The sequence below is a fragment of the Acinetobacter sp. YH12070 genome (genome assembly GCF_013419625.1).
Lineage (GTDB): Bacteria > Pseudomonadota > Gammaproteobacteria > Pseudomonadales > Moraxellaceae > Acinetobacter > Acinetobacter amyesii.
In genome coordinates this window covers 82,008-104,997 of record NZ_VOZT01000004.1, presented here as the reverse complement: position 1 = coordinate 104,997, position 22,990 = coordinate 82,008, and the positions used below count along the sequence as shown (strand labels likewise).

At 40.3% G+C, this 22,990-nt stretch carries 19 protein-coding genes and 2 pseudogenes; 15 read left to right on the top strand and 6 right to left on the bottom strand.

Annotated features, from left to right (window positions below; all coding sequences use genetic code 11):
• Positions 1 to 232: pseudogene (locus FTU17_RS02435) on the top strand (IS701 family transposase); the annotation flags it as partial.
• A gap of 105 nt (positions 233 to 337) precedes the next feature.
• On the opposite strand, the gene FTU17_RS02430 reads toward FTU17_RS02435, so the two are convergent.
• Both FTU17_RS02430 and mdtD read right to left on the bottom strand, forming a co-directional pair.
• Positions 338 to 1,123 carry a GH25 family lysozyme gene (locus tag FTU17_RS02430; protein ID WP_180134605.1) on the bottom strand — a complete coding sequence of 262 codons (786 nt, stop codon included), beginning with the start codon at positions 1,121 to 1,123 and terminating at the stop codon, positions 338 to 340.
• Between the two features lie 77 nt (positions 1,124 to 1,200).
• Positions 1,201 to 2,592 carry a multidrug transporter subunit MdtD gene (gene mdtD / locus FTU17_RS02425; protein ID WP_180074230.1) on the bottom strand — a complete coding sequence of 464 codons (1,392 nt, stop codon included), beginning with the start codon at positions 2,590 to 2,592 and terminating at the stop codon, positions 1,201 to 1,203.
• A gap of 200 nt (positions 2,593 to 2,792) precedes the next feature.
• On the opposite strand from mdtD, the gene FTU17_RS02420 reads away from it, so the two are divergent.
• Both FTU17_RS02420 and FTU17_RS02415 read left to right on the top strand, forming a co-directional pair.
• Positions 2,793 to 2,930 carry a hypothetical protein gene (locus tag FTU17_RS02420; protein ID WP_180065974.1) on the top strand — a complete coding sequence of 46 codons (138 nt, stop codon included), beginning with the start codon at positions 2,793 to 2,795 and terminating at the stop codon, positions 2,928 to 2,930.
• Positions 2,931 to 3,087: 157 nt separating this feature from the next.
• Positions 3,088 to 4,053 (top strand): hypothetical protein, encoded by a 966-nt coding sequence (locus tag FTU17_RS02415; protein ID WP_078189479.1) that lies wholly within the window; start codon positions 3,088 to 3,090, stop codon positions 4,051 to 4,053.
• 85 nt (positions 4,054 to 4,138) lie between these two features.
• Here FTU17_RS02415 and FTU17_RS02410 read toward each other — a convergent pair whose 3' ends face one another.
• Positions 4,139 to 4,759, bottom strand: a complete 621-nt coding sequence (locus tag FTU17_RS02410; protein ID WP_078189478.1) for a TIGR00730 family Rossman fold protein — start codon at positions 4,757 to 4,759, stop codon at positions 4,139 to 4,141.
• Between the two features lie 320 nt (positions 4,760 to 5,079).
• Between FTU17_RS02410 and FTU17_RS02405 the strand changes: the two genes are divergently transcribed.
• From FTU17_RS02405 to FTU17_RS02380, 6 genes are all read left to right on the top strand, one after another.
• The gene (locus FTU17_RS02405; protein ID WP_180109415.1) at positions 5,080 to 6,651 is read left to right on the top strand and encodes a TerC family protein; all 1,572 of its coding nucleotides are present in this window, start codon (positions 5,080 to 5,082) and stop codon (positions 6,649 to 6,651) included.
• Positions 6,652 to 7,041: 390 nt separating this feature from the next.
• On the top strand, positions 7,042 to 7,509 hold the full coding sequence (locus FTU17_RS02400) for a YchJ family protein (RefSeq protein ID WP_180127004.1): 468 nt from the start codon (positions 7,042 to 7,044) through the stop codon (positions 7,507 to 7,509).
• 59 nt (positions 7,510 to 7,568) lie between these two features.
• The gene (locus FTU17_RS02395) at positions 7,569 to 8,213 is read left to right on the top strand and encodes a trimeric intracellular cation channel family protein (protein WP_078189475.1); all 645 of its coding nucleotides are present in this window, start codon (positions 7,569 to 7,571) and stop codon (positions 8,211 to 8,213) included.
• A 144-nt stretch (positions 8,214 to 8,357) separates the two neighbouring features.
• The gene (locus FTU17_RS02390) at positions 8,358 to 9,677 is read left to right on the top strand and encodes an MFS transporter (RefSeq protein WP_168378243.1); all 1,320 of its coding nucleotides are present in this window, start codon (positions 8,358 to 8,360) and stop codon (positions 9,675 to 9,677) included.
• A gap of 163 nt (positions 9,678 to 9,840) precedes the next feature.
• The gene (gene parC / locus FTU17_RS02385) at positions 9,841 to 12,060 is read left to right on the top strand and encodes a DNA topoisomerase IV subunit A (RefSeq protein ID WP_180134604.1); all 2,220 of its coding nucleotides are present in this window, start codon (positions 9,841 to 9,843) and stop codon (positions 12,058 to 12,060) included.
• A gap of 149 nt (positions 12,061 to 12,209) precedes the next feature.
• On the top strand, positions 12,210 to 13,889 hold the full coding sequence (locus FTU17_RS02380; protein ID WP_180024224.1) for a long-chain-fatty-acid--CoA ligase: 1,680 nt from the start codon (positions 12,210 to 12,212) through the stop codon (positions 13,887 to 13,889).
• 58 nt (positions 13,890 to 13,947) lie between these two features.
• Here the strand turns inward: FTU17_RS02380 and FTU17_RS02375 are convergent, their stop codons facing one another.
• Positions 13,948 to 14,337, bottom strand: coding sequence for a hypothetical protein (locus FTU17_RS02375; RefSeq protein WP_168378240.1), 390 nt, complete (start codon positions 14,335 to 14,337; stop codon positions 13,948 to 13,950).
• Positions 14,338 to 14,444: 107 nt separating this feature from the next.
• Here FTU17_RS02375 and FTU17_RS02370 point away from each other — a divergent pair, with 107 nt between their 5' ends.
• Together FTU17_RS02370 and ppa are read left to right on the top strand one after the other, a co-directional pair.
• Positions 14,445 to 14,843 (top strand): MAPEG family protein, encoded by a 399-nt coding sequence (locus FTU17_RS02370; RefSeq protein WP_078189470.1) that lies wholly within the window; start codon positions 14,445 to 14,447, stop codon positions 14,841 to 14,843.
• Positions 14,844 to 14,958: 115 nt separating this feature from the next.
• Complete coding sequence (gene ppa / locus FTU17_RS02365; RefSeq protein ID WP_168378239.1) at positions 14,959 to 15,495, top strand: inorganic diphosphatase; 537 nt, start codon at positions 14,959 to 14,961, stop codon at positions 15,493 to 15,495.
• A 102-nt stretch (positions 15,496 to 15,597) separates the two neighbouring features.
• Here the strand turns inward: ppa and FTU17_RS02360 are convergent, their stop codons facing one another.
• Positions 15,598 to 16,893 carry an OprD family outer membrane porin gene (locus tag FTU17_RS02360; protein WP_168378238.1) on the bottom strand — a complete coding sequence of 432 codons (1,296 nt, stop codon included), beginning with the start codon at positions 16,891 to 16,893 and terminating at the stop codon, positions 15,598 to 15,600.
• Positions 16,894 to 17,608: 715 nt separating this feature from the next.
• Between FTU17_RS02360 and FTU17_RS02355 the strand changes: the two genes are divergently transcribed.
• Positions 17,609 to 18,385, top strand: coding sequence for a TorF family putative porin (locus tag FTU17_RS02355; protein WP_180134603.1), 777 nt, complete (start codon positions 17,609 to 17,611; stop codon positions 18,383 to 18,385).
• A 395-nt stretch (positions 18,386 to 18,780) separates the two neighbouring features.
• A complete protein-coding gene (locus tag FTU17_RS02350; RefSeq protein ID WP_180008086.1) occupies positions 18,781 to 19,518 on the top strand; it encodes a TorF family putative porin in 738 nt (245 codons plus the stop codon).
• Between the two features lie 43 nt (positions 19,519 to 19,561).
• On the opposite strand, the pseudogene FTU17_RS02345 reads toward FTU17_RS02350, so the two are convergent.
• Positions 19,562 to 20,215, bottom strand: a pseudogene (locus FTU17_RS02345) (ATP-binding protein); the annotation flags it as partial.
• A gap of 158 nt (positions 20,216 to 20,373) precedes the next feature.
• Between FTU17_RS02345 and FTU17_RS02340 the strand changes: the two are divergent.
• Together FTU17_RS02340 and FTU17_RS02335 are read left to right on the top strand one after the other, a co-directional pair.
• Entirely contained in the window at positions 20,374 to 21,084 is a 711-nt protein-coding gene (locus tag FTU17_RS02340; RefSeq protein ID WP_038346575.1) for a TnsA endonuclease N-terminal domain-containing protein, read from the top strand.
• Positions 21,085 to 22,989: a Mu transposase C-terminal domain-containing protein gene (locus tag FTU17_RS02335; protein ID WP_107008552.1), complete on the top strand. Its 1,905-nt coding sequence runs from the start codon at positions 21,085 to 21,087 to the stop codon at positions 22,987 to 22,989.
• The last annotated feature ends 1 nt before the right edge of the window (position 22,990 follow it).

The window sequence follows — 22,990 nt, the reverse complement described above, 5'->3', positions numbered from 1 at the left end:
TAAACAGGTTTGTCATATTGAAAAGTTTCAGGTAAGACGATCTAAACTGATTTTGAATCATATTTTTTCAGCCTTGATGGCCTACGTTGAGATACAAAAGAACCAGTTTGAGCGGATCTTTGAAAATGTATATCGTTGGCAGAAGAAATTATTTAGACCAATTATCAAAAGCTTCATTGATGACTTTATTCTCGATAAAAATCATCTGCTACCACAGAGAATCTTTAAATAATAGTGCGTAAGTCCTATATAATAAGAAAAGTTTTTAAAATACGCATCCTGCGACTCAGTTTTCATGGATTATTTTGTTCGATGTTGTCCTGAGTCGGTGAATAAATCAACGGGGTTTGATCGGGGAAACGCCATTTTTGTCTAAAAAATCAGTCCATGCCTTGGCATCACCTGAAAATACATTTAAATCGACAGTGGTCGAGATACCTTGAATTTGTCCTTGATTGGTATGTTGCCAAATCAGCCATTTCGGATTGTTTTTTAGATCGGGTGGGCCTTTATACTCACGGACCCACAGCGGCGTCTGTTTAAACTCGCCAGCTAAGACAATATTATAAAAAGACTTCGAGGTATAAAAAATCGGTTGTTTGCCATAATGGTGGTGCAAGCGATCATGCATATAAGTGATTTCTTTGAGTAACTGCTCTTTGCTGTAGGTGTTAATGCAGTTGGTGTCATATTCCAAATCAATCACTGGGGGAAGGGCATCGGCTTTTTTCGGCACGGAAGCAATAAAATTTTCCGCCTGAATCTTGCCATCACGGCACAGACGGTAAAAATGATAGGCCCCAACTAAAAAGCCGTTTTCCCGTGCTTGTAACCAGTTGTCTTGAAATTTTCGATCTTTAAAATCGCCACCTTCTGTGGCTTTGAGATAAACGAATTGGTATTTTTTAGGTGAAATTTTTGACCATTGAATATCTTTTTGATGATGAGAAACATCAAAGCCTTTGACGGGATATTCTTCTGCAGATGCAGGGCGATGCGGCATCACGGCTAAATAACCTAATCCAGCCACCACCAAGACGCCGCTGATAGCGCTGAGTGCAATAATCGGGCTGTATTTTTTGAGTGAACTTTTTGTGGTACGTGATTTGGCTTTTTTAGGCATGAAAATGTATCCAAGTATCTCTTTTATCATAACCCTTTAAGGGCTGATCTGTCATAGATTTGCCCGATGACACGGATTTAGACATCCACATGTTTAGGAATCTGCCAAAAAATCGCTGCGGTAATCAGGTTAATACAGCCGAGTAAAATCAAGGTGCTATGGAATGCTGTTTCGATTTGTGCAGCACCATAATAGGCCGTAAACACGTTGACTAAAGTCCCAGCCAAAGCCACACCGATACTCATCGACACCATCATAATCATCGACAAGAAACTGTTGCCACTGCTGGCATCTTGTTGGGGTAAATCTTTGAGGGTTAAGGTATTCATCGAAACGAATTGCAGCGAGTTTAAAATACCAAAAATAAAAAAGTGTAAGGCACGTAACCAAGTGGGGGTTTCAGCCGTAGAGAGTGCAAAACTGCAAATACAGGCACCGACCAAGAAAGTATTTACCAATAACACTTTACGATAGCCAAAGCGTTGAATAATTTGACGAATAATCGGTTTTGATGCCAATGAACCGAGTACCGTCGGTATCATCAATAAACCTGTGATAAATGGCTCAAAGCCAAAAGCCACTTGTAGCATTAAGGGAATCAAAAATGGCATGGCATTGCCGCCAAGGCGGGCAAAGAAGTTGCCGATAATGCCGATGGCATAGATCCGATTTTGAAATAATTTACTGCGAAACAGCGCATTGGCGTGGGTATGTGCATGAAAGGCATAGATCAAACTGGCGATGATGCCTGCTGCGACTAAAAGCAGGCTCCACCATAGCGGCAGATGCGGGCTGGCAAAGTTTTCAATGCCTAACGATAACCCCACCATGGCGACGACCAATAAGACAAAACCCATAAAGTCGAAGCGTTGTACGCTCGGTTCGGTCACATTGGGCATGGCTTTAAAGGTAATGAGTACCCCTAGCAGTCCCATTGGAATGTTAATTAAAAAGATCCAATGCCATGTTGCGACTTCCACCATCCAACCGCCAAGGGTAGGGCCAATTAAGGGGCCAATCAAACCGGCAAGGCTCATCAGACTCATGGCCGATAAAAACTGTGTCCGAGGAATCACTTTGAGCATCGCCAAACGCCCAACAGGTAGCAGTAATGCGCCACCTATGCCCTGAATTACTCGATAAACCAGCAGCTCATTCAGGCTATTGGCCATGCCGCAGCCTAGCGATGCTAACGTAAAAATAATAATGGCTGTGAAATACGTATTTCGTACGCCAAAACGATCGGCCAACCAACCACTTAAGGGAATACACGCCGCAACGGACAAGACATAGGCCACGACCACACTATGCATTTGAAGTGGGTCTTCACCTAGACTTCTCGCCATAGCAGGGATTGCGGTATTGACGATGGTCGTATCTAGCCCTTGCATAAAAAAGCCAATAGAGACCAATAGCACTAGAAGTCTAAATTCGGGTTGTAAAGCCTGATGCGTTGGCGTGCTATTCATAAGTCAATAAAGCTGAGATTTTTAAACAGTTTAAATGAATATTGCCATTCAGATGTAGTAAAAGCTTTGCATAATTGAGCCAAAAAATTGCAAGAAAAATGCAATGAAAGTTTAATCTCTATGCAAACTAATGTTTATAACTTGGTCATATTTAAATAAAAGACGAATGAAAACATGAAACTACAAGTTTCGGCACTGATGTGATTAAACAAGGCGATTTAGGGCCCGAAGGTCTGATTTTTATTGCGGCCAAAGATTCACCTAATGCTCAACCTTTGTTGGTGGTTGGAAATGAAGTGAGCGGTAGCACGGCGGTTTATCAGATTAAATTGAAATAATTAAAGTTTAAAGCAATTGTTTTATTTGAGGTTTTTATTTTAGTGTCGAGAAAAGCACGGCACGAAATTGTATGAACGCCAGATAAACTGTCATAATGCGCTCAAGTCCTTCATTTATTGGAGGGCTTTTTCTTTATGGCAAAGGTGTTTTGTTTTTATGACAATCGAAATTCTGATGGTCATAGGCTTCTGTCTCGCGGCCTATTCTATTGTCGGTAATGATGTGCCACAGACATTGGGAACCTTTATTTCATCCAATGCGCATCGCCCTTGGTGGCTGTTGTGGATCTATGTCAGCAGTATTCTAGCCATTGTATTGGTTTATGGTTGGTACAGTTCTGGCGTGGGGGATGCATCTTATGGTCGTTTAGAAACGATTCCATTTCCCGCAGAAGGGGTCACGTGGCTCTATATTGTGCCACCGATCTTACTGATCATTTTGACTCGCTACGGAATCCCGGTCAGCACCACATTCTTAGTGTTAACGATTTTCTCTCCGAGTAGTCTTGGCTCGATGTTAACCAAGTCCATGATGGGTTATGCGGTAGCTTTTGTTGTCGCGATTATTGTTTATCGTTTTGTGATTAAAGGCATCTCGGTTTATTTCAGTAAAACACGTGATGAAACACCCTCGAATATTTGGGTGGGACTACAGTGGGTTTCGACGGCATTTTTATGGAGTCAGTGGCTGATTCAGGATTTGGCCAATATTTTTGTCTACGTCCCTCGTCAGGTGCCGCTGGAGTTCCTGATTTTTGCAATTGTGGTGTTTATCGTACTGCTTGGGATCATTTTGTACCAACGTGGTGGGGCGATTCAGGGCATTATCGACACCAAAACGGGTGTGGCTGATATCCGCTCGGCAACCATTATCGACTTTATGTATGCCTTGATTTTATTGGTGTTCAAAGAGTGGAGTAATATTCCAATGAGTACCACTTGGGTGTTCTTGGGCTTACTCGCAGGACGTGAATTTGCCATGTCCATGCATTTACATGAAGTGAATAAATATCGAACTTCACGAAATGTCAGCAAAGATGCGATGAAATTGATGCTTGGTTTGTTGATGAGTATTTTCTTAGCGACAACCTTGCCATGGTTCTATCGTGTGGTGTCGGGATAAGTCGGCACGATCTCGATTTGAAGTAGGACATCGAGCAATAAAAAAGGGGAATGCATTATTCCCCTTTTTGACATCTAAAATACAGTTAGACCACGAAATTTTTCGGGCAATCTAAATTTTTCAGTGCACTAAAGATCTGCTTCGAAGAATTACATACGATCAGTTTGGCACGATGCTGCGGCGGCAAGAAACCTTCAGCGACCGCATGGTCTAATTGTGCAATCAGTGCATCATAGAAGCCATTGACGTTATAAAGCATCATCGGCTTTTGGTGTTGATTCAACTGTCCCCAAGTGGCGATTTCTAAAATTTCTTCGAATGTACCGAGACCACCGGGCAGGGCAACAAAGGCACTTGCACGTTCTGCCATCATGGCTTTACGCTCATGCATACTGCGCACGACGTGTAGTTCAGTCAAATGATTATGTGCAATTTCATAATCCAACATAAACTCAGGAATCACGCCAACGGCTTCGCCGCCATGTTCGACCACAGCGTCAGCGACTTGACCCATCAGGCCAATACTGGCGCCACCATAGACCAGACCAAAACCATGTTCAGCCAAGCCTTGCGCCAACGCGATGGCTTTTTCTTGATAAATTGGATTGTTACCAGAGCGGGAGCCGCAATACAGTGCGATTAAAGGTTGTGTTGTAGCAGGAGAAGGATTACCACGTTTTTCTGTCATTTTTAATCCGCTATTCATTACGTTTTAATTTTACCTTAGCATGTTATTTTTTATGACACTACATTGGCAGCTAAATATGACAATTTAATGTCATCACTGGGTTTAAATTCTTCCATACTGAGATTGTACTTTGGTAAAAAAGGGTGAATTTTTACCTTAACTTGCTATACTTAAAACTTCATTTCAAGCTAAAGAACCGTCATGGGTAGTGGTTGTTGTCACTCAGCACACATCAAAATATTAGAAAGAACGCCATTAAAAGCGTTTGCGCATGTCCAATGCATATCATCTTCAAATCAGCATGATCCACGTGTGAATAACATTCAGGAGATACAACCATGATCTTTGAATGGATGTCCGATCCTTCTGCATGGGTGGGTTTATTGACACTGGTGGTGCTTGAGATTGTTTTAGGTATCGATAACCTGGTTTTTATTGCGATTCTTGCGGAAAAATTACCGCCAGAACAGCGTAATACCGCACGGATTGTCGGCTTATTGCTTGCACTGTGTATGCGATTGGTCTTACTGGCCTCAATTGCATGGGTGGTGACTCTAACCAATCCACTGTTCCATATTTTCGACCATCCATTCTCCGGTCGAGACCTAATCTTACTGTTTGGTGGGGTGTTCTTGCTATTTAAAGGCACCATGGAACTGCGTGAACGTCTTGAAAACAAGCCGATGCTCAAGGAAGAAAATCCTGTGCATGCGACGTTTTGGATGGTGATTGTGCAGATTGTGGTGCTCGATGCTGTGTTCTCGCTCGACAGCGTGATTACCGCTGTCGGGATGGTGAAACACCTGTCAGTCATGATGATTGCGGTCATTATTGCTGTCGGCATCATGCTGTGGGCATCTAAGCCTCTGATGAACTTCGTGAACCGTCATCCAACGGTGGTGATTCTGTGCCTGTGTTTCTTGATGATGATCGGTTTCTCGCTCTTGGTCGAAGGCTTTGGTTTCCATATTCCAAAAGGTTACTTATACGCGGCCATTGGTTTCTCTGTCATGATTGAGTTCTTGAACCAAACCATGCGTCATAATCAGGAAAAAATGGTGACAACCACAGACTTACGTTATCGCACAGCCTCAGCGGTGATGCGTATGCTCGGTGGGAAAAATGTTGCAGACAATCAAAATGAAAATGAAGATGTGCTTGCAACACGTGCTTTTGCTGATGAAGTCTTTGATGAAGACAACGGGGTTTACCACAGTGTCATGGTACAAGGGGTACTGGGTTTATCTGAACGTCCAGTGAAGTCAGTGATGACACCTCGTCCTGAACTAGAATGGATTGACTTGGATGAAGCGCCTGAGGCGATTCGTGCTCAATTACTCAGTACCACGCATTCACGTTTGATTGTGGCACACGGCGAGTTAGACAATATCGCGGGTGCGGTACTGACTCATAAAGTCATGAATGACTATATTGAAACGGGCGTACTCGATTTCGAAAAACATCTCCGTGAGCCTGTAGTGGTGCATGAAAATGCACAAGTCTTGATGGTGATGGAACAACTGCGTCAAGCGCCGTTGCAAATGGCCTTGGTGTTGAACGAATACGGTTCAATTGAAGGGATTGCAACACCAATTGATGTCTTAGAAGCGATTGCTGGTGAGTTTCCCGATGAAGATGAACCGGAGACAGCAGCAGAAAGTCTCGATGATGGTTCATTGTTACTCGATGGCTCAACTGACATTCGTCATGTGTCTTTATTGTTGGGTCGTGACTTGGTGGATGATGCTGAACAGTATTCGACATTGTCCGGATATATCTTATTTCATTTGGGCCGTTTACCAGCCAATGGTGAAAAATTCAAAGCGGATGAACACATTTTTGAAGTGGTTACGATGGATGGTCATAAGATTGAAAAAGTGCATGTCATTCCCATGCCAACTGAAGATTAAGTTGCGTATCGGGGGGGTAATCTATATAGATCACTGATGTTACGCACGTAAAAGTAATTACGCATTTTTAAAATGATTTTTAAGTCTATTCGACGGAGTCTTACATCTAGGGTTTAAATAAAGGGATTAGCCTTCGGCTGGAGGTACTTTTGTTTCGGCAAAAGTACCCAAAACCATTGTCATCCGCAAAACTCGTTCACTACCGTCAAATTATTCAAAGCATTGCAAAAACATTTTTGATTAGAAGTGGTCCTGTCTCAAACACTTGCGGATGACCTTACCGTGTATCATTCTTTTATTTGAATCGATACGGATCTACTGATGAAAATTGTGTGGAAAGATCCGTTAAAATAGCCTGCATTGTCAGGCTATTTTTTTATGGAAACAAATATGTCACAAGTCCAGTGTCCGTGTGGCAAAGGTGAATATGGTAGCTGTTGTCAGCCCTTACATGCGGGGCGTGAAAATGCACAAACTGCAGAGCAATTGATGCGATCACGTTATAGTGCATTTGCACAACATGAGATTGATTATATTGTACAAACAACTGCAATTGGACAGCAGCAAGCCTTAGATGTCAGTGCCATTGCAGCGTGGAGTCAGGCCAATCAGTGGTTAAAGCTTGAGGTGGTACAGGCTCAAGAAAAGCTCGATAAAAACCATGCTCAAGTTGAATTTAAAGCCCATTATCACGATGGGCAGCAAGCGCAGGTACATCATGAAATTTCACACTTTGTGAAGTTCGAGCAACGCTGGTATTTCCTTGATCCGACCACAGAGATGCAAATCACCATGAAGCAGCCGTGTATTTGTGGTTCTGGACGAAAATTTAAACAATGTTGTGCGCAATTTTTATAACATTTGAGCAGATTTAGCTTAGAATAGCGCGCATCTCAACCCTCAGTGGAAGAAGGGCGATGTTACTTACCGTTATTTATATTATCGCAATCACGGCAGAAGCAATGACAGGTGCATTGTCTGCGGGTCGGCGGAGTATGGACTGGTTTGGGGTAACATTGATTGCCTGTGTCACGGCACTGGGGGGCGGTTCGGTTCGTGATGTGCTTCTTGGGCACTATCCACTGACGTGGGTTAAGCATCCCGAATATCTCATGCTGACCTGCTTTGCTGCATTTGTCACCATCCTGATTGCAAAGTGGATGCGTCATCTGCGTAATATCTTCTTGGTTCTCGATGCCCTAGGTCTTATTGGTTTTACCATCATTGGCTGTCAAATCGCTTTAGAAATGGGACATGGTTTTGTGGTTTCTGCGGTAGCAGGGGTACTAACGGGCGTCTCTGGCGGTATTTTACGAGACATCCTGTGTAACGATGTCCCACTGGTGTTCCGTCGTGAACTTTATGCCAGTATTTCTTTTGTGTCCGTGATTTGTTATTGGCTCTGCATTGAGATTGGCTTATCGCTAGAATTGACCGTCATTGCGACGCTCATTTTCGGTTTCACCTTACGTCTGATCGCCATTTACTTTGGCTTAGAAATGCCTAAATTTATTTATAAAGATGATGATGATCAGTCGGTATCTTCAAAAGATTTGTCATAGCCGCGTTGCTATAACATCACATTAAAATGCTGAAAAGACGGATCAATGGTCGGTCTTTTGCATGGATCTATACTAAAAAACGCAAAATCATACATCCTGTTGGGAAAGCAGTGTTCATCCTTCCACCAGTTCAGAGATCTTGTTATGGACTTAGTCTCACGTATACAACGCTTACCCATCGGTAAGTTTCACTACACTTTACTTTGGGTTATTGGCCTTGGCTGGATGTTTGATGCCATGGATACGGGGCTCATTTCTTTTATCTTAGCGAAAATGGCTGAAGATTGGGCCATGACGCCAAATGATAAAAGTTGGGTGGTCTCGATTGGTTTTGTTGGGATGGCGATTGGCGCGGTGTTTTCTGGAGGACTGGCAGATCGCTTCGGCCGAAAAACAGTCTTTGCATGGACATTGGTGATTTATAGCTTAGCCACCGCTGCATGTGCGTTTGCACCTAATCTAACTTGGTTGTTGGTGTTTCGTTTTATTGTCGGCTTAGGTTTAGGGGGGCAACTCCCAGTCGCGGTGACTTTGGTCAGTGAATATATTCCGGCGCATGTGCGTGGTCGTTTTATTGTCTTACTAGAAAGTTTTTGGGGACTGGGCTGGTTGGTTGCAGCGTTGGTCTCACGCTTTATTATTCCTGATTTTGGCTGGCATGCAGCGTTCTTGATTGGCGGTATTCCTGCGTTATATGCGATCGTGATTTGGAAAATGGTGCCCGAATCGGTGCCTTATTTGATTAACCGTGGACGTTTTGATGAAGCACACGCATTGGTGAAAAAGATTGAAGCCAAATGTGGTGTGCAAGTTGTTGAAATTTTTGAGGTCAAACCGGTTGCAGAAAAGCACAACATCAGTTTTTCACAGCTTTGGTCAGGCATTTTTGCACGTCGTACTTTAATGCTTTGGCTCATTTGGTTCGGTATCGTTTTTTCTTACTACGGTATTTTTACGTGGTTACCAAGTTTATTGGTCAAAGAAGGCTACACCATTGTTCAATCCTTTGAATATGTCTTGGTCATGATTTTGGCACAATTGCCGGGTTATATTGCAGCGGCATGGTTGGTCGAAAAATTGGGTCGTAAAGCTACTTTGGCGGGCTTCATTGGGATGTGTGCCATTTCGGCATATTTCTTCGGTCAGTCTGGCAGTGTGACAGAGATTGTGATTTGGGGCTGTTTAATGTCTTTCTTTAATCTCGGTGCTTGGGGCGTACTTTATACCTATACACCAGAACAATATCCGGCCAATATTCGTGCCTTTGGTTCGGGCTGGGCGGGTGCCATTGGTCGGATTGGGGGCATTGCAGCACCTTTTGCCGTGACACATATGATGGATATGGATCATGGTTTTAGCTATGTCTTTATGATGTTTACAGCAGTCTTAATTGCAGTTGCCGTGGTGATTTTGGTTTTAGGTGAAGAAACTAAGGGCAAAACTTTAGAATCCATCGGTCTATAAAGACTGTTGAATTTTTAGTTGATCATGGTGAATAAAATGGATATTTTTACGCCATAAGACACAATTTGTCGCAGAGTGTTAGATCATCCCCTTGTATAGGGGACACCTGCGACATAGCATAAGAACCCAATAAAGAACGAACAATTTAGGATTACAGGTTGTTATGACAAGCCTTGCGCATCATGCGACAGAAAACCGTTCCGTAGCAGAATTTACCGAACAAGCATATCTCAACTACGCCATGTACGTGATTATGGATCGTGCATTGCCACATATCAGTGATGGTTTAAAACCCGTTCAGCGTCGTATCGTCTATGCGATGAGCGAACTCGGGCTAAAGCCAACGGGTAAGCCAAAAAAATCTGCACGTACGGTTGGTGATGTACTGGGTAAATACCATCCTCACGGTGACTCTGCTTGTTATGAAGCCATGGTACTCATGGCGCAGCCGTTTAGTTATCGCTATCCATTTATTGAAGGTCAGGGAAACTGGGGTTCACCAGATGATCCGAAATCCTTCGCAGCGATGCGTTATACCGAAGCGAAATTGTCTGCGTATAGTGATTTATTACTGTCAGAGTTAGGACAAGGGACCTGTGATTGGCAGGATAACTTTGATGGCTCGATGAAAGAGCCAGTGAATTTACCGGCACGTGTTCCAAATATTTTACTCAACGGCACAACGGGTATTGCAGTGGGTATGGCAACGGATATTCCACCGCATAACTTACGTGAAGTGGTGAAGGGCACCATCGCCTTAATTCGCAATCCAAACTTAACTGATGAGAAAGTCGCAGAATATATTCCTGCACCTGATTTGCCTACACGTGCGGAAATTATTACCTCTCCAGAAGAATTACTCAAAATACAAACCACGGGTCGCGGTAGTTATCGAACTCGTGCGGTGTACAGCATTGAGAAAAATGAAATCGTGATTACGGAGCTGCCGTATCAGGTTTCAGGCTCAAAAGTGATCACGCAGATTGCAGATCAAATGCAGGCGAAGAAGTTGCCATTGGTCACGGACTTACGTGATGAGTCAGATCATAAAAACCCAACACGTTTAGTGATTGTCCTGCGCTCGAATCGTATTGATGCTGAATCGGTGATGAGTCATTTATTTGCAACCACTGACTTAGAGTCGAGCTATCGTGTCAATATGAACATGATTGGCGCTGACGGTCGTCCGCAAGTGAAATCGATCCGCCGTATTTTGTTGGAATGGATCGAAATCCGTAAAAATACCGTAACACGTCGTTTGACTTATCATCTGAATAAAATTGAAAAACGATTACATATACTTGCAGGCTTGATCATTGCTTATCTGAATATTGATGAAGTGATTCGTATTATTCGTGAAGAAGATCAGCCTAAACCGGTGTTGATGACGCATTTTAATATCGATGAAATTCAAGCCGAAGCCATTTTAGAACTCAAGTTACGTCATTTGGCAAAACTTGAAGAAATGGAAATGCGCCGTGAACAAGAAGAATTGGAAGCCCAAGCTGCCATTATTCGTGAACAATTGGCGAATCCTGAATCATTAAAAGCATTGATCATTAATGAACTTAAAGAAGATGCGAAGAAATTTGGTGATGACCGCCGTTCTCCAATTGTGAAACGTGCTGAAGCCCATGCGATTAATGAACAAGATATGCTTCCTGCAGATCCTGTGACTGTGGTGTTGTCTGAAGCGGGTTGGATTCGCTCGGCGAAAGGTCATGACGTCGATGCTGAGAACTTAAATTTCCGTGCAGGTGACCAATATCTCAGCCATGCGCAAGGTAAATCGAATCAACGTGTGTATGTATTAGATGATGCCGGTCGAAGCTATGCTTTGGGCATCAATACCTTGCCATCTGCGCGTGGTTTAGGTGAGCCTCTGAGTTCTAAACTTGCACCTGCAAGTGGGGTCGGCTTTAAACAAGTGTTTATTGCTGAAGATGAAACAGAAGTCTTGGCGATGAGTAGTAAAGGCTATGGCTTTAAAACCCAAGCCAAAAACCTCGATACCAATGCAAAAGCAGGTAAAGCCTTCCTTAGCTTGTCCGAAGGGGCGGCAGTTATGAATTTAACGGCGATTGAGAATGCAACACATCTTGCACTCCTCAGTTCTGCGGGGCGTTTGCTGTTGGTTGAACTTGATGAATTACCAGTATTGAATAAGGGTAAAGGTAATAAATTGATACAACTTGAGGCAAAAGATCAAATTGTATCCATGACAACTTTGAATTTAGATGAAATAATTCAAGTGCTTGCAGGAAATCAACAATTAAAGCTTAAAGGCGACGATCTGCAAAAATATGTGGGTAAACGTGCATCGAAAGGCGTGTTGTTACCACGTGGATATCAAAAAGCAAATAAACTGTTCATTCAAAGATAATACTAGCATCCATGGAACGAAATACGTTATATATGCTGTTATTCGTGAAATGGATGCAATATTAAGCACAAACAAGTTAAATAATGACCGCTTAATATTGAAAAAAAACAGTTGGATTATTAAGGATTACGACAGGAGAATTGGGCGTTATGGAAAAGATTTGGTTCGCTGAATACCAAAAGACAGGGATTCCAGAAACTGTAGAATTACCCGCAGAAAATACCTCATTGGTCGATATTTTTGAGCGTAATTTTCAGAAGTTTGGCTCAAGAGATGCCTTTATCTTCATGGATAAAGTCTTAACTTTTAAAGAACTTGATGAAGCAAGCCGTAAATTTGCAACCTATTTGCAAAGCTTAGGTTTGGCTAAAGGTTCACGCGTTGCAGTTATGATGCCTAACGTTCTTCAATATCCTGTTGTTGCATTAGGTGTATTCCGTGCTGGACTGGTATTGGTCAACGTGAATCCATTGTATACCTCTCGTGAGCTTGAACATCAATTAAATGACTCTGGTTCAGAGGCATTGGTTATCATTGAAAACTTTGCATCTGTTTACCAAGCGATTATTGGTAAAACCCCAGTAAAACATGTGATCGTGGCATCTGTGGGTGACATGCTCGGTACACTGAAAGGTACATTGGTTAACTTTGTATTACGTTCAGTACGTAAACAAATTCCAGCTTGGAACATTCCAGGTCATATTCGCTTTAATGCAGCAATGTCTAAAGTGAGTGCAAACAATTACAAACGTCCAAACTTAACTTTAAGTGATACTGCGGTACTTCAGTATACCGGTGGTACAACTGGCGTATCTAAGGGCGCAGAATTGACACATCGTAACCTTGTGTCAAACATGTTGCAGTGTGATGGTATTTTCCAAAGTAAATTTGGTCAGCAAGATGGTCAGCCAGATGATCGTATCTTCTGTGCATTACCGCTGTATCACATCTTTGCATTTATGGTGTGTGCACTTTACGGTATGTACAAAGGTCAGGCGAACGTATTGATTCCTAACCCGCGTGATCTACCTGCGGTAATGAAAGAATTACGTAAATACCAACCTTCATTCTTCCCAGCAGTGAACACATTGTTCAATGCTTTGGTGAACAATGAAGAGTTCAAGCAACTTGACCACAGCAAGCTAAAAATGGCGATGGGTGGTGGTATGGCAGTGCTTCCTTCGACTGCAGAAGCGTGGAAGAAAGTTACCGGTACCAATATCATCGAAGGTTATGGTTTATCAGAAACTTCACCTGTTGCAACCGCAAACCCTCCAGCATCAATGGAATTCAGCGGTACGATTGGTATTCCATTGCCACTGACAGAAGTTGCTATTTTAGATGATGATGGCAATGAAGTTGCTCAAGGTGAGCAAGGTGAAATTTCGATTCGTGGTCCTCAAGTCATGAAAGGCTATTGGAACCGTCCAGATGAAACTGCCAAAGTAATGACGGCGGACGGTTTCTTCCGTACAGGTGACATTGGTGTCATGGATCCACGCGGTTATGTGAAGATTGTAGACCGTAAAAAAGACATGATTTTGGTGTCTGGCTTCAACGTTTATCCTTCTGAAATTGAAGAAGTTGTTGCAAAACATCCAAAAGTGCTAGAAGTTGCTGCGATTGGTGTTCCTGATGAAAAATCAGGTGAAGTACCTAAATTATTCGTTGTGAAAAAAGATCCATCTTTAACGACTGAAGAAGTTTTGGCATTCGCAAAAGAAAACTTAACTGGCTATAAACGCCCACGTTATGTTGAATTTATGGATGAATTGCCAAAATCGAACGTCGGTAAAATTCTACGTAAAGATTTGCGTAAAACAGCATAATACGATGCATAAAAAAAGCGCCTTCGGGCGCTTTTTTTATCGCTTTAAATTTAGCTCATTAAAGCTTACCTTTATTCATCGACCAGCGATCAAAGTAGCGACGTCCTACACCAAAAACACCTAAGAAAATAAACATCGCACCGAACTGACGACTAAAGCCGGATTGGTTATAGCTGCCATAGGTTAAAATATTGTCGACTAAACAATACAGTGCAATGACAATGACCCAATGCCAAAGGGGAAGTTGCTTGATGGAAACTGCATAGAATGCAACCCACATGATGACAAAGCTGAAAACAGTCGACCAGACATTTAAGTTGGCGCAGATCACAGCAAGTAAAAATGCAGTCACAGGGATGACGATTTTTAAGGCACGATCGACGCGAAGCTGATGGCGTTTTTGCTCTTCAAGAACTTCAAATAATTGATCTTGATCAGAAGTGCTCATAGAGGATCCTTTCATCTGCCGATTATAAAAACACTATATTTAACAAAAATTATTCACGAAATGCCATGGTATTATAGCAGCCATAAAATCTTCCTGAGAAAAAACACATGCACAGCATCAGTGGGATCATCTATCTCATTTTGGCCGCTTGTTTACTGCCATATGTATTTACATTTATTGCGAAGCGAGCTGCAGGTTTTAAGTCGAGTGATAATCAAAATCCACGTGAAGTTTTAGCACGCTCTACAGGGTTGGCGAGCCGCGCACATGCAGTGCAGCAAAATAGTTTTGAAAGTTTACCTTTATTTATTGCGGCTATTCTAATGGCCGAATACATGGTGATTCATCAACAATACATCATGACCTTTGGGATAGCCTATCTCGTTTTACGCGTTATTTATGGGCTATGTTATTTAGCCAATTGGGCAACTTTACGTTCAATCATTTGGACCTTGTCGATGTTATGCCCGATTTGCCTGATGTTATTGGTCATTAAATTAAGCTAAATGTTCTGCTTGATGATTAAATTATCAGCATGATCGCTAAAATCACAAAAAAAGCGATAAAACCGTTATAATTGTGCCGGATTAAAAGATTTAACTTTGTTTAAAGAGTGATGCTATGAGCTACAGCAATATCCCAGCGGGTAAAGATGCACCAAACGACATCTATGTCATTATTGAAATTCCTGCAAATGCAGCACCAATCAAATACGAAATCGATAAAGATTCTGATGCGTTATTTGTAGACCGTTTCATGGGTACTGCAATGTTCTACCCAGCGAACTATGGTTATGTTCCAAATACATTATCTTTGGATGGTGACCCATTAGACGTACTTGTGGTAACTCCACATCCAGTAGAGCCAGGTTCTGTAATTCGTTGCCGTCCTGTTGGTAAATTGAACATGGAAGATGACGGTGGTGTTGACGCAAAACTTGTTGCTGTTCCACACGACAAATTGACTCCGCTTTATAAAGATGTTCAAGAATATACCGATCTTCCTGCATTGTTGATCAATCAAATTGAGCATTTCTTCCAACACTACAAAGACTTAGAGCCTGGTAAATGGGTTAAGTTAAGTGGTTGGGAAGGTGCTGATGTTGCGAAACAAGAAGTACTGAGCTCAATTGAAGCTTACCAAGCTGCGAACAAATAATATTGTTTTAAGCTGAGCATCGCTTTTATATGAAAACGATGCTCATAAAAAAACCTGCACAGTGTGCAGGTTTTTTTTCGCTATCTTAGACTAGCTGCGAAATTAAAATAATTTCACAGGGATGTCTAAGAATACACGTAATTCATTGGTGTCAGCCATATATACGTCATTGTATGCTTGGTCTGCACGGTAGTGTGAATAACGTAAACGAAGGCTAGCATCTTTAGCAAAACCTGATTGAACAGTATATTTCACTTGGTTAAAGAATTCGCTTTCTTTAGCATCGTCTGATGTCTCTACACCATTTTTAATAGTTTTGATATCCCAGCCGTATACATAAGCAGTCGTCCAATTTAAACCTGGCACGCCGTAATCAGCAAAGTTTAAGTTGTATTGAATTTGTGCCGATTTCTCATGGTTACCAATAAAGTCAGAAAGGTACGAGTTGGCTACATAAATAGATTGCGCACCGTCAGCATTGCTACCATAGTCATAACCTGTGTTACCAGTGTTTTGTTGGTAAGCCAGCATGACTGAGTGAGCGCCTTGATTTAATGTACCTGCCAATGACCATAGATTGTTGCTTCGGCCATCTACATTTGTATCACCAAGTGATGAAGAATAGGTTGAAGCTGCTTTGTCCCATTCTGTGTGATAACCACTAAAGTCTAAATTTAAAGAGCGTTTTTCAGCTAACGGAATAGTGTAATTAGCATTAATGTAATGACGATCCAACGCATTTTTGCTATCTAAGCCATAGTAAGATGCATTAAGTTGGTCGTTAAACTTATATTTTGCACCCCAAACCACAGCACGATCTAGATCGTTACCGTCAGAATTAATTTGGTCTGAATATTGGTTTTTAGTGAATTTACCAGCAATAACTTCTAGATTTTCAACTTCATGGCTTGTCGCTAAAACGCCTGTGAAGTATTCAGGTACCATACGTGCTGTGTTTGACGCAAGCACTGGAATATCAAGAACTTGGGTGCCGTATTCAACAGTAGTATTTGATACTCGAGCTTTAACACTTGCGCCACCACGTGCCCAGTGATCATACGCTGAGCCGTCGTTATGTTGTGGAATCATGCCATTACCAGCATGTTTGTTTTCACCGATTTTAAATGAACCATCGCCTACAACATTGGCACCAAAGCCAACAACACCTTGAGTGAAGCCTGACTCTAATTTCACGATTGCTGATTGTGCAAAAGAACTTGTATCGTCACCGCGATTTACATCTTGTTTATCGCGTTTAATGTAACCTGTACGGAATAATACAGAGCCTTCGGCATCTTCCACAAAGCCTTTAGATTCGCTTTGTTCGCTAGCAAAAGCAGTAGAAATAAGAGCAGCGTTTACTAATACTGCAAGTGTTAGTTGTTGAGCTTTAAGCATTGGGAGAGAGCCTCATGCAAATTTGGTTAATATGTAGTGCGATTGTATATTTTTTCTTAAAAAAATCACTATTTTTAATGCGCTTATTACACTAAAGTTAGAAAACATTCAGATCATCGGTCAATCTGTAATAAGCAAATGTTTCGTATGTTATTGTTGTTTAACAAATAGTTTATTTAAATTGAATATATATTAAGCTAAAGAGAAGTTTCTTCATTGCTTATCATAAAAAAATATAAAAAACGGTAAAAACTTTCATTTAACTTGCTGATTTATCATTACTCTTCGCGACAATTTGTGCTGAATCTAAATTCGTATTTTGATCAAAAAGTATAAAAACTGCTGAGGTGCATGGCATCAATGTTCAGGCTAAGTAAGCACTGTTGGCGTATTTTTAGTAAATAGAGAATGACTTTTAGCGAAGTCGTCAGAAATTTTTCCTTAAAAAAACAGTTCAATAAAAGATGATAATATTCGTGATAAATACATATAAATGAATGCATTAAATCATTGTTAAAGACTAGAACAAGATAAAAGATATTTTATGAATCAAAAGCTTGGTTTTTACTGTTTTATATAATCTTACCTTTGTTTTTAAATGATTTAATTGATCAAAATAAGAAAAAAGGGGCTATACAGGGCGGTAAAATCGATTAAAATCGGCGCTAAATTTTACTCAACCCAATCCACGATCGATCCGATGTGGGGACTAAACATGATTCAATTTTATAAAAAAGCAATTTTAAGTATTTTAGTGACCCTAGTTACAGTCCCTGCTTTTGCAGAACAAACTGAACAAGCCACAACTGCACAAGGGAATTGGTCTGGAAGTTTGGGCGTGGTAAACAAATATGTGTACCGTGCGAGTGAAGAAAATGATCAAGCGGCATTACAAGCTGGACTTGAATATGCACACAACAGTGGGCTGTTCGCGGGCTATTGGGGTTCTACACTCAACTATGACCCTACGGACGACAGTCAGTCACATGGTTTTGAACATGATTTCTATGTCGGATATGGACGTGAACTGAATGAAGATTGGAGTTATAAGTCACAAGTGATGGCCTATGTCTATCAAGGTGGCGGTTCAGTGTATAACGACGACCGATCTGAAAAGCGTCGCACGACAGGCGTCGAATTTATTCAGGACATAAGTTATAAAGATTTAACAGTAGGCATGGCTGTATTGTTGTCTGATGTTAATTATGGCAACGCAGGCGATGTATATCTGAACGCTACTTATAGCTATGCATTACCGTATGATGTTTCATTAAATTCATCGCTCGGTGTTTCTGTTTTTAATGACAGTCACGATGACAGCCTATTAACAACCACAGAAGATGTGGTGTTCACTGAAGCACGTTTGGGCTTAAGTAAACCGATTGCAGATACTGGATTTGAAATTGCTGCTGACTATGTATGGGGCGGTAAAGATCGTGAAGGCGAGGAATTAGACGATAACGTTGTGGTTGGATTGACCTATTCTTTCTAACATTAACGAGTTGATCGTATTCGGTCATATTTTTGAAAGTGCACAATGGTGATTGTGCACTTTTTTTATGCATTTTTGAGATCGGTGTTGAAAAAATATACTCAAAAAAGCGCATTTTTAAAATCCTGTTACAACTATCAACCTAAGGATTTAAATAATCTGAATAGTTGACAATCTGCATTCTAAAAAAAAATTAGAGAAAAATAGTTAAATAGAGTAATTAAAAAATAACAAATAAAAACAGTATCTTATATGTTTTATGAAAGCCAAAATCGTGACCTTTATAAAAAAAATATGTGTATATTTTTAAACATGGCACAGCGCTTGCTAATACCTCATTGAGTTCAACGAAATAACCAAAAAATACGTCGTCGCACGATGTGGGGGAACAAACCATGAAATTTGCACTTAAAGCTTTATCAATCGCTGTACTTGGAGCAGCATCGACGTTTACATTTGCTGAAGCACCTGCTTCAGAGCATTCTGTATCTGGAAATATCGGCGTACTGTCTAGCTATAATTTACGTGGTATTACCAATGTGCCTGAAAATAAAGATGCGACAATCCAAGGTGGTTTGGATTATAGCCATGCATCAGGCTTCTATGCAGGTTGGTGGGGTTCAACATTAAACTATGGTGATGACCTACCGAATGGTTTTGAAAATGATTTTTATGCGGGCTATAACGGTTCAATTAATGATGATCTTGGTTACACAGCAGGCCTAACTTACTACTATTACTATGATATTGATACAAGTGATGCAAACGGTTTAGAAACAATGCTTGGGCTAAGCTATAAAGATTTTGGCTTAACAGCGCAAACTTTGCTTGAAGATGTTTCATGGGGTAATGCAGGTGATACTTATATCAAAGCATCATATAGCTATGCACTTCCTAAAGACTTCAGTCTAGATACCGCGCTTGGTTTATATGCATATCAAGATTCAGGTGATTTTGAAGATAATTTAGGAACAACAGAAAGCTTTGGTTTCCGTCACTTTGATATTGGTCTAAGCAAGCCTTTAGCAGATACAGGTGTTACCGCAAGCATGAATTACACAGTTGGTGGTTATGACCGTGCGGATGAAAAACAAAAGAATAAAGTCGTATTTGGTTTGAAATACGAATTCTAATGTTAAAAAGCATTAAAAATGGCGACCTAGGGTCGCCATTTTTTTAAGTATTGAGCTGGCTTCGATAGGACAGTGCTTCAGAAACGTGCTGAGCTTGAATGTGTTCACTTTGAGCTAAGTCGGCAATGGTTCTGGCAACACGTAATACGCGATGATAAGCACGCGCAGATAAATTCATTCGTTGCTGTGCTAACTGTAAAATATTCTGCGCAGTAGCATCCAAAACCGCTTGTTGCTCCAATTGCGTCGGCGTGAGCGCCATATTGGATTTTTGCTGACGCTCTATTTGTAACTCATAAGCTTGAATGACACGATGCCTAACTGTACTTGAACTTTCAACCTCTTGCGAACTTTGTAATTCATGCGCTGCCAGTGGCGGGACATCTATATGTAAATCAATACGATCTAATAATGGACCTGAAATACGGTTTTGATAGCGTTTAATACTTTCAGCACTACATTGACAACGGCTGTCTTGGTTAAAGGCATAGCCACATGGGCAAGGATTCATTGCTGCGATCAATTGAAAATTCGCAGGGAAGGTGATTTGACGAGAAGCCCGTGAAATCACAATTTCTTTGGATTCGAGTGGTTGCCGTAATACCTCCAATACCTTTCGATCAAATTCAGGAAGTTCATCTAAAAATAAAACCCCTAAATGTGCCAAGGTGATTTCACCCGGTTTAGGATTTGATCCTCTGTCATTTACAATAATAGAAGCTAGTGGCATTATATAAATTCAGCTAGTTGCATGTCGTTTTGTACAGAAATAAAAGCTAGTTTTTACAATAATAAGGGCTAGTAGATTACAAAACTACAATAATAGGGGCTAGTAGATTACTCTTGAGGTCTGATATGAAAAGAATAAGTGATGAATATAGTCCCGTTAGAAAAGCCCAAACCGTTTACGGAAGTATTTCGGGGAATTACTCTTTTAGGGGAGAAAAAACGATTTGGTTTGAATCCACTTTGGAGCGTGATTTTCTTTTTAAGCAAGAATATAACAGTAATGTTATTGATGTGGTTGAACAGCCTATTTCTATTCCTTATATAACTGAATTAGGAAATGAATCGGTATATACCCCTGATTATTTGGTGCAATTTTCAAGTGCAATTTATAATGATATTGATTTCTTTCCTGCACCATTATTGATTGAAATTAAGCCTAGAAAAAAATTAAAGGAAGATTGGAATACCCTTAGACCAAAATTTAGGGCAGCTTATGCTTTAGCTTCTGAAAAGGCATGGAAATTCAAAATTATTGATGAGTCTCGTTTGTATGATCAATATTGGGAAAATATCAATTTTTTAAAAAGATTCAGACGTTCTCATGTTGATGAGGTAGATCAGAGAGTATTAATTGAAACTTTATTAAAACTAGGCTTTTCAACAGTTAATCAATTGCCTGCTTATATTTTTAAAGATGAAAAAAATGTATTAAAGGCTATTCGCCAAATATGGGTTTTAATTTCAAAAAATATACTTGCTTGCGATCTATATAACCCTTTTACTACTGAAACTGTTATTTGGGTAAATGATGGCTCTAAAGCACAAGGAGTTATTTAAATGATACAGGATGATTCAGTAAAGATTGATAGAAAACGCCTAGTTATTAAACCAAATGCAATTGTTGGTTATAAAGGTAATAAATATAAAATTATCAATATTTTAAATGCAAAAGATGTCGTGATTGCAAATTTGGAATCTGCTCGAAGTTTACAAGTGAACATAAGGGAATTATCTGTTTTAAGTGAAGATAATTCTAAGCTTAACCAAGGTGAGGATATTTCTGCTGAGTCATGGCAAATCGCTTTAGATCATTATGAAATTATTAGGGAACTCATTGACTATTCCACAGTTGAGGCGGTTAAGAAGACTGCAAGTGAACATAATCTTCATGTAAATACTATTTGGAAATGGCTTAAAGCTTACCGAGAAAACAAGTCTATCTTAGCTTTAGTCCCAAAAAAACGTGGTTGGACAACAGAAAAAACAAGGTTGTCGCCTGAATTAAATCATATTATTCAACAAGCGATCCATACTAAGTATTTAACAAGTTTAAAGCCAAGTGTTGCCAAAACAATTTTGGAAGTGAAGCTTGAGTGCTTCAAAAGAAAAATTGAACCACCTCATGACAATACGATTCGCTATAGAATTGAAGCCCTTAATGGCTATGAAGTGACTAAGGCAAGATACGGAAAAAAGGCTGCTAAAGATAAGTATGAAGCATCAGCAGGGACTTTTCCGAATGCAGACTATCCTTTGGCGTATGTGCAGATTGATCACACTCCTTTAGATATAGAAATCGTTGATGAACAATACCGTGAAACAATAGGCAAGGCATATTTGACATTAGCAATTGATGTTTTTAGTAGAATGATTGTTGGTTATTACCTTTCTTTAGAAGCTCCAAGTGCAACATCGGTAGCAATGTGTATTTCATCAGCCATTATTTCAAAGAAAAGAAAACTGCTTGAGTTAGATGTGGATGGTGAGTGGGATATCGAAGGTATTATGGATTCAGTCCATTCTGATAATGGTTCTGATTTTAGAACAAACCATCTGCATAAAGCATGTCTAAAGTACGATATTAATTGGGAGTATCGACCTATTGGTGGTGCAAAATATGGTGGGCATATTGAGCGTTTACTTGGAATCGTAAATCTTGAAATGCATGTTTTAGATGGAACGACTAAATCTAATATTTTTGAAAAAGGAACTTATGATTCCGCTAAGAATGCTTGTTTAACACTTCGTGAATTAGAACATTACATCGTCTATTGGATTGTAAATGTTTATCATAAAAGCAAGCATTCAATACTTGAAATTCCGCCACAACAAATGTGGGAAGAGGGTATTTGGGGAACAAAATTTAAAGTTGGTACTGGTTTAAAAGAAAGGGTTGCGGATGAAGCAACACTATTTTTGGATTTCGCCCCTGAATTTGAATCAACCATTCAAAGAACGGGCGTAAAAAAAGATAAACTTTTTTATTTTGCTGATTGTTTAAGACCTTGGATCAATGCGATTGATCCAACTGACGATGAGAAAAAGCGTAAAAGAAAGTTTATTTTTAAAAGAGATCCTCGTGATATTTCAATGATTTGGTTTTATGAACCGAATACAAATACATATTTTAAAGTACCTACAGCCAAACGTGAAATTCCATCAATCGGATTGCATGAATATAGACAAGTCCAAGCATATCTTAAGAGTGAGCGATTAGATACAGTTGATCAAGATGCTATTTACAGAGCAATTATTTATCTCCGTGAAAAAGTAGATCAAGCCGTGACTTTAACTAAAAAGCAACGCCGAATGAATCAAAGAAAAAAAGAGAATGGTAAGATAGTTGCTGCACTACACCATGAAAATAAAAATAATTCAGTTATCCATACAAATGTAGATGCTCCAAAGTCACAAAATAGTTTATGGGATCAAAATTTAACTGCTTTTGACGATTTGAGGTAAG

Bases quoted from the DNA above. Each gene is read 5' to 3' on its own strand.
- FTU17_RS02380 (WP_180024224.1), top strand. From the start codon at position 12,210: ATGGAAAAGATTTGGTTCGCTGAATACCAAAAGACAGGGATTCCAGAA.
- mdtD (WP_180074230.1), bottom strand. From the start codon at position 2,592: ATGAATAGCACGCCAACGCATCAGGCTTTACAACCCGAATTTAGACTT.
- FTU17_RS02405 (WP_180109415.1), top strand. From the start codon at position 5,080: ATGATCTTTGAATGGATGTCCGATCCTTCTGCATGGGTGGGTTTATTG.
- parC (WP_180134604.1), top strand. From the start codon at position 9,841: ATGACAAGCCTTGCGCATCATGCGACAGAAAACCGTTCCGTAGCAGAA.
- FTU17_RS02335 (WP_107008552.1), top strand. From the start codon at position 21,085: ATGATACAGGATGATTCAGTAAAGATTGATAGAAAACGCCTAGTTATT.
- FTU17_RS02340 (WP_038346575.1), top strand. From the start codon at position 20,374: ATGAAAAGAATAAGTGATGAATATAGTCCCGTTAGAAAAGCCCAAACC.
- FTU17_RS02360 (WP_168378238.1), bottom strand. From the start codon at position 16,893: ATGCTTAAAGCTCAACAACTAACACTTGCAGTATTAGTAAACGCTGCT.
- FTU17_RS02350 (WP_180008086.1), top strand. From the start codon at position 18,781: ATGAAATTTGCACTTAAAGCTTTATCAATCGCTGTACTTGGAGCAGCA.
- FTU17_RS02370 (WP_078189470.1), top strand. From the start codon at position 14,445: ATGCACAGCATCAGTGGGATCATCTATCTCATTTTGGCCGCTTGTTTA.
- FTU17_RS02400 (WP_180127004.1), top strand. From the start codon at position 7,042: ATGTCACAAGTCCAGTGTCCGTGTGGCAAAGGTGAATATGGTAGCTGT.
- FTU17_RS02415 (WP_078189479.1), top strand. From the start codon at position 3,088: ATGACAATCGAAATTCTGATGGTCATAGGCTTCTGTCTCGCGGCCTAT.
- FTU17_RS02375 (WP_168378240.1), bottom strand. From the start codon at position 14,337: ATGAGCACTTCTGATCAAGATCAATTATTTGAAGTTCTTGAAGAGCAA.
- FTU17_RS02410 (WP_078189478.1), bottom strand. From the start codon at position 4,759: ATGAATAGCGGATTAAAAATGACAGAAAAACGTGGTAATCCTTCTCCT.
- FTU17_RS02390 (WP_168378243.1), top strand. From the start codon at position 8,358: ATGGACTTAGTCTCACGTATACAACGCTTACCCATCGGTAAGTTTCAC.
- FTU17_RS02430 (WP_180134605.1), bottom strand. From the start codon at position 1,123: ATGCCTAAAAAAGCCAAATCACGTACCACAAAAAGTTCACTCAAAAAA.
- ppa (WP_168378239.1), top strand. From the start codon at position 14,959: ATGAGCTACAGCAATATCCCAGCGGGTAAAGATGCACCAAACGACATC.
- FTU17_RS02355 (WP_180134603.1), top strand. From the start codon at position 17,609: ATGATTCAATTTTATAAAAAAGCAATTTTAAGTATTTTAGTGACCCTA.
- FTU17_RS02395 (WP_078189475.1), top strand. From the start codon at position 7,569: ATGTTACTTACCGTTATTTATATTATCGCAATCACGGCAGAAGCAATG.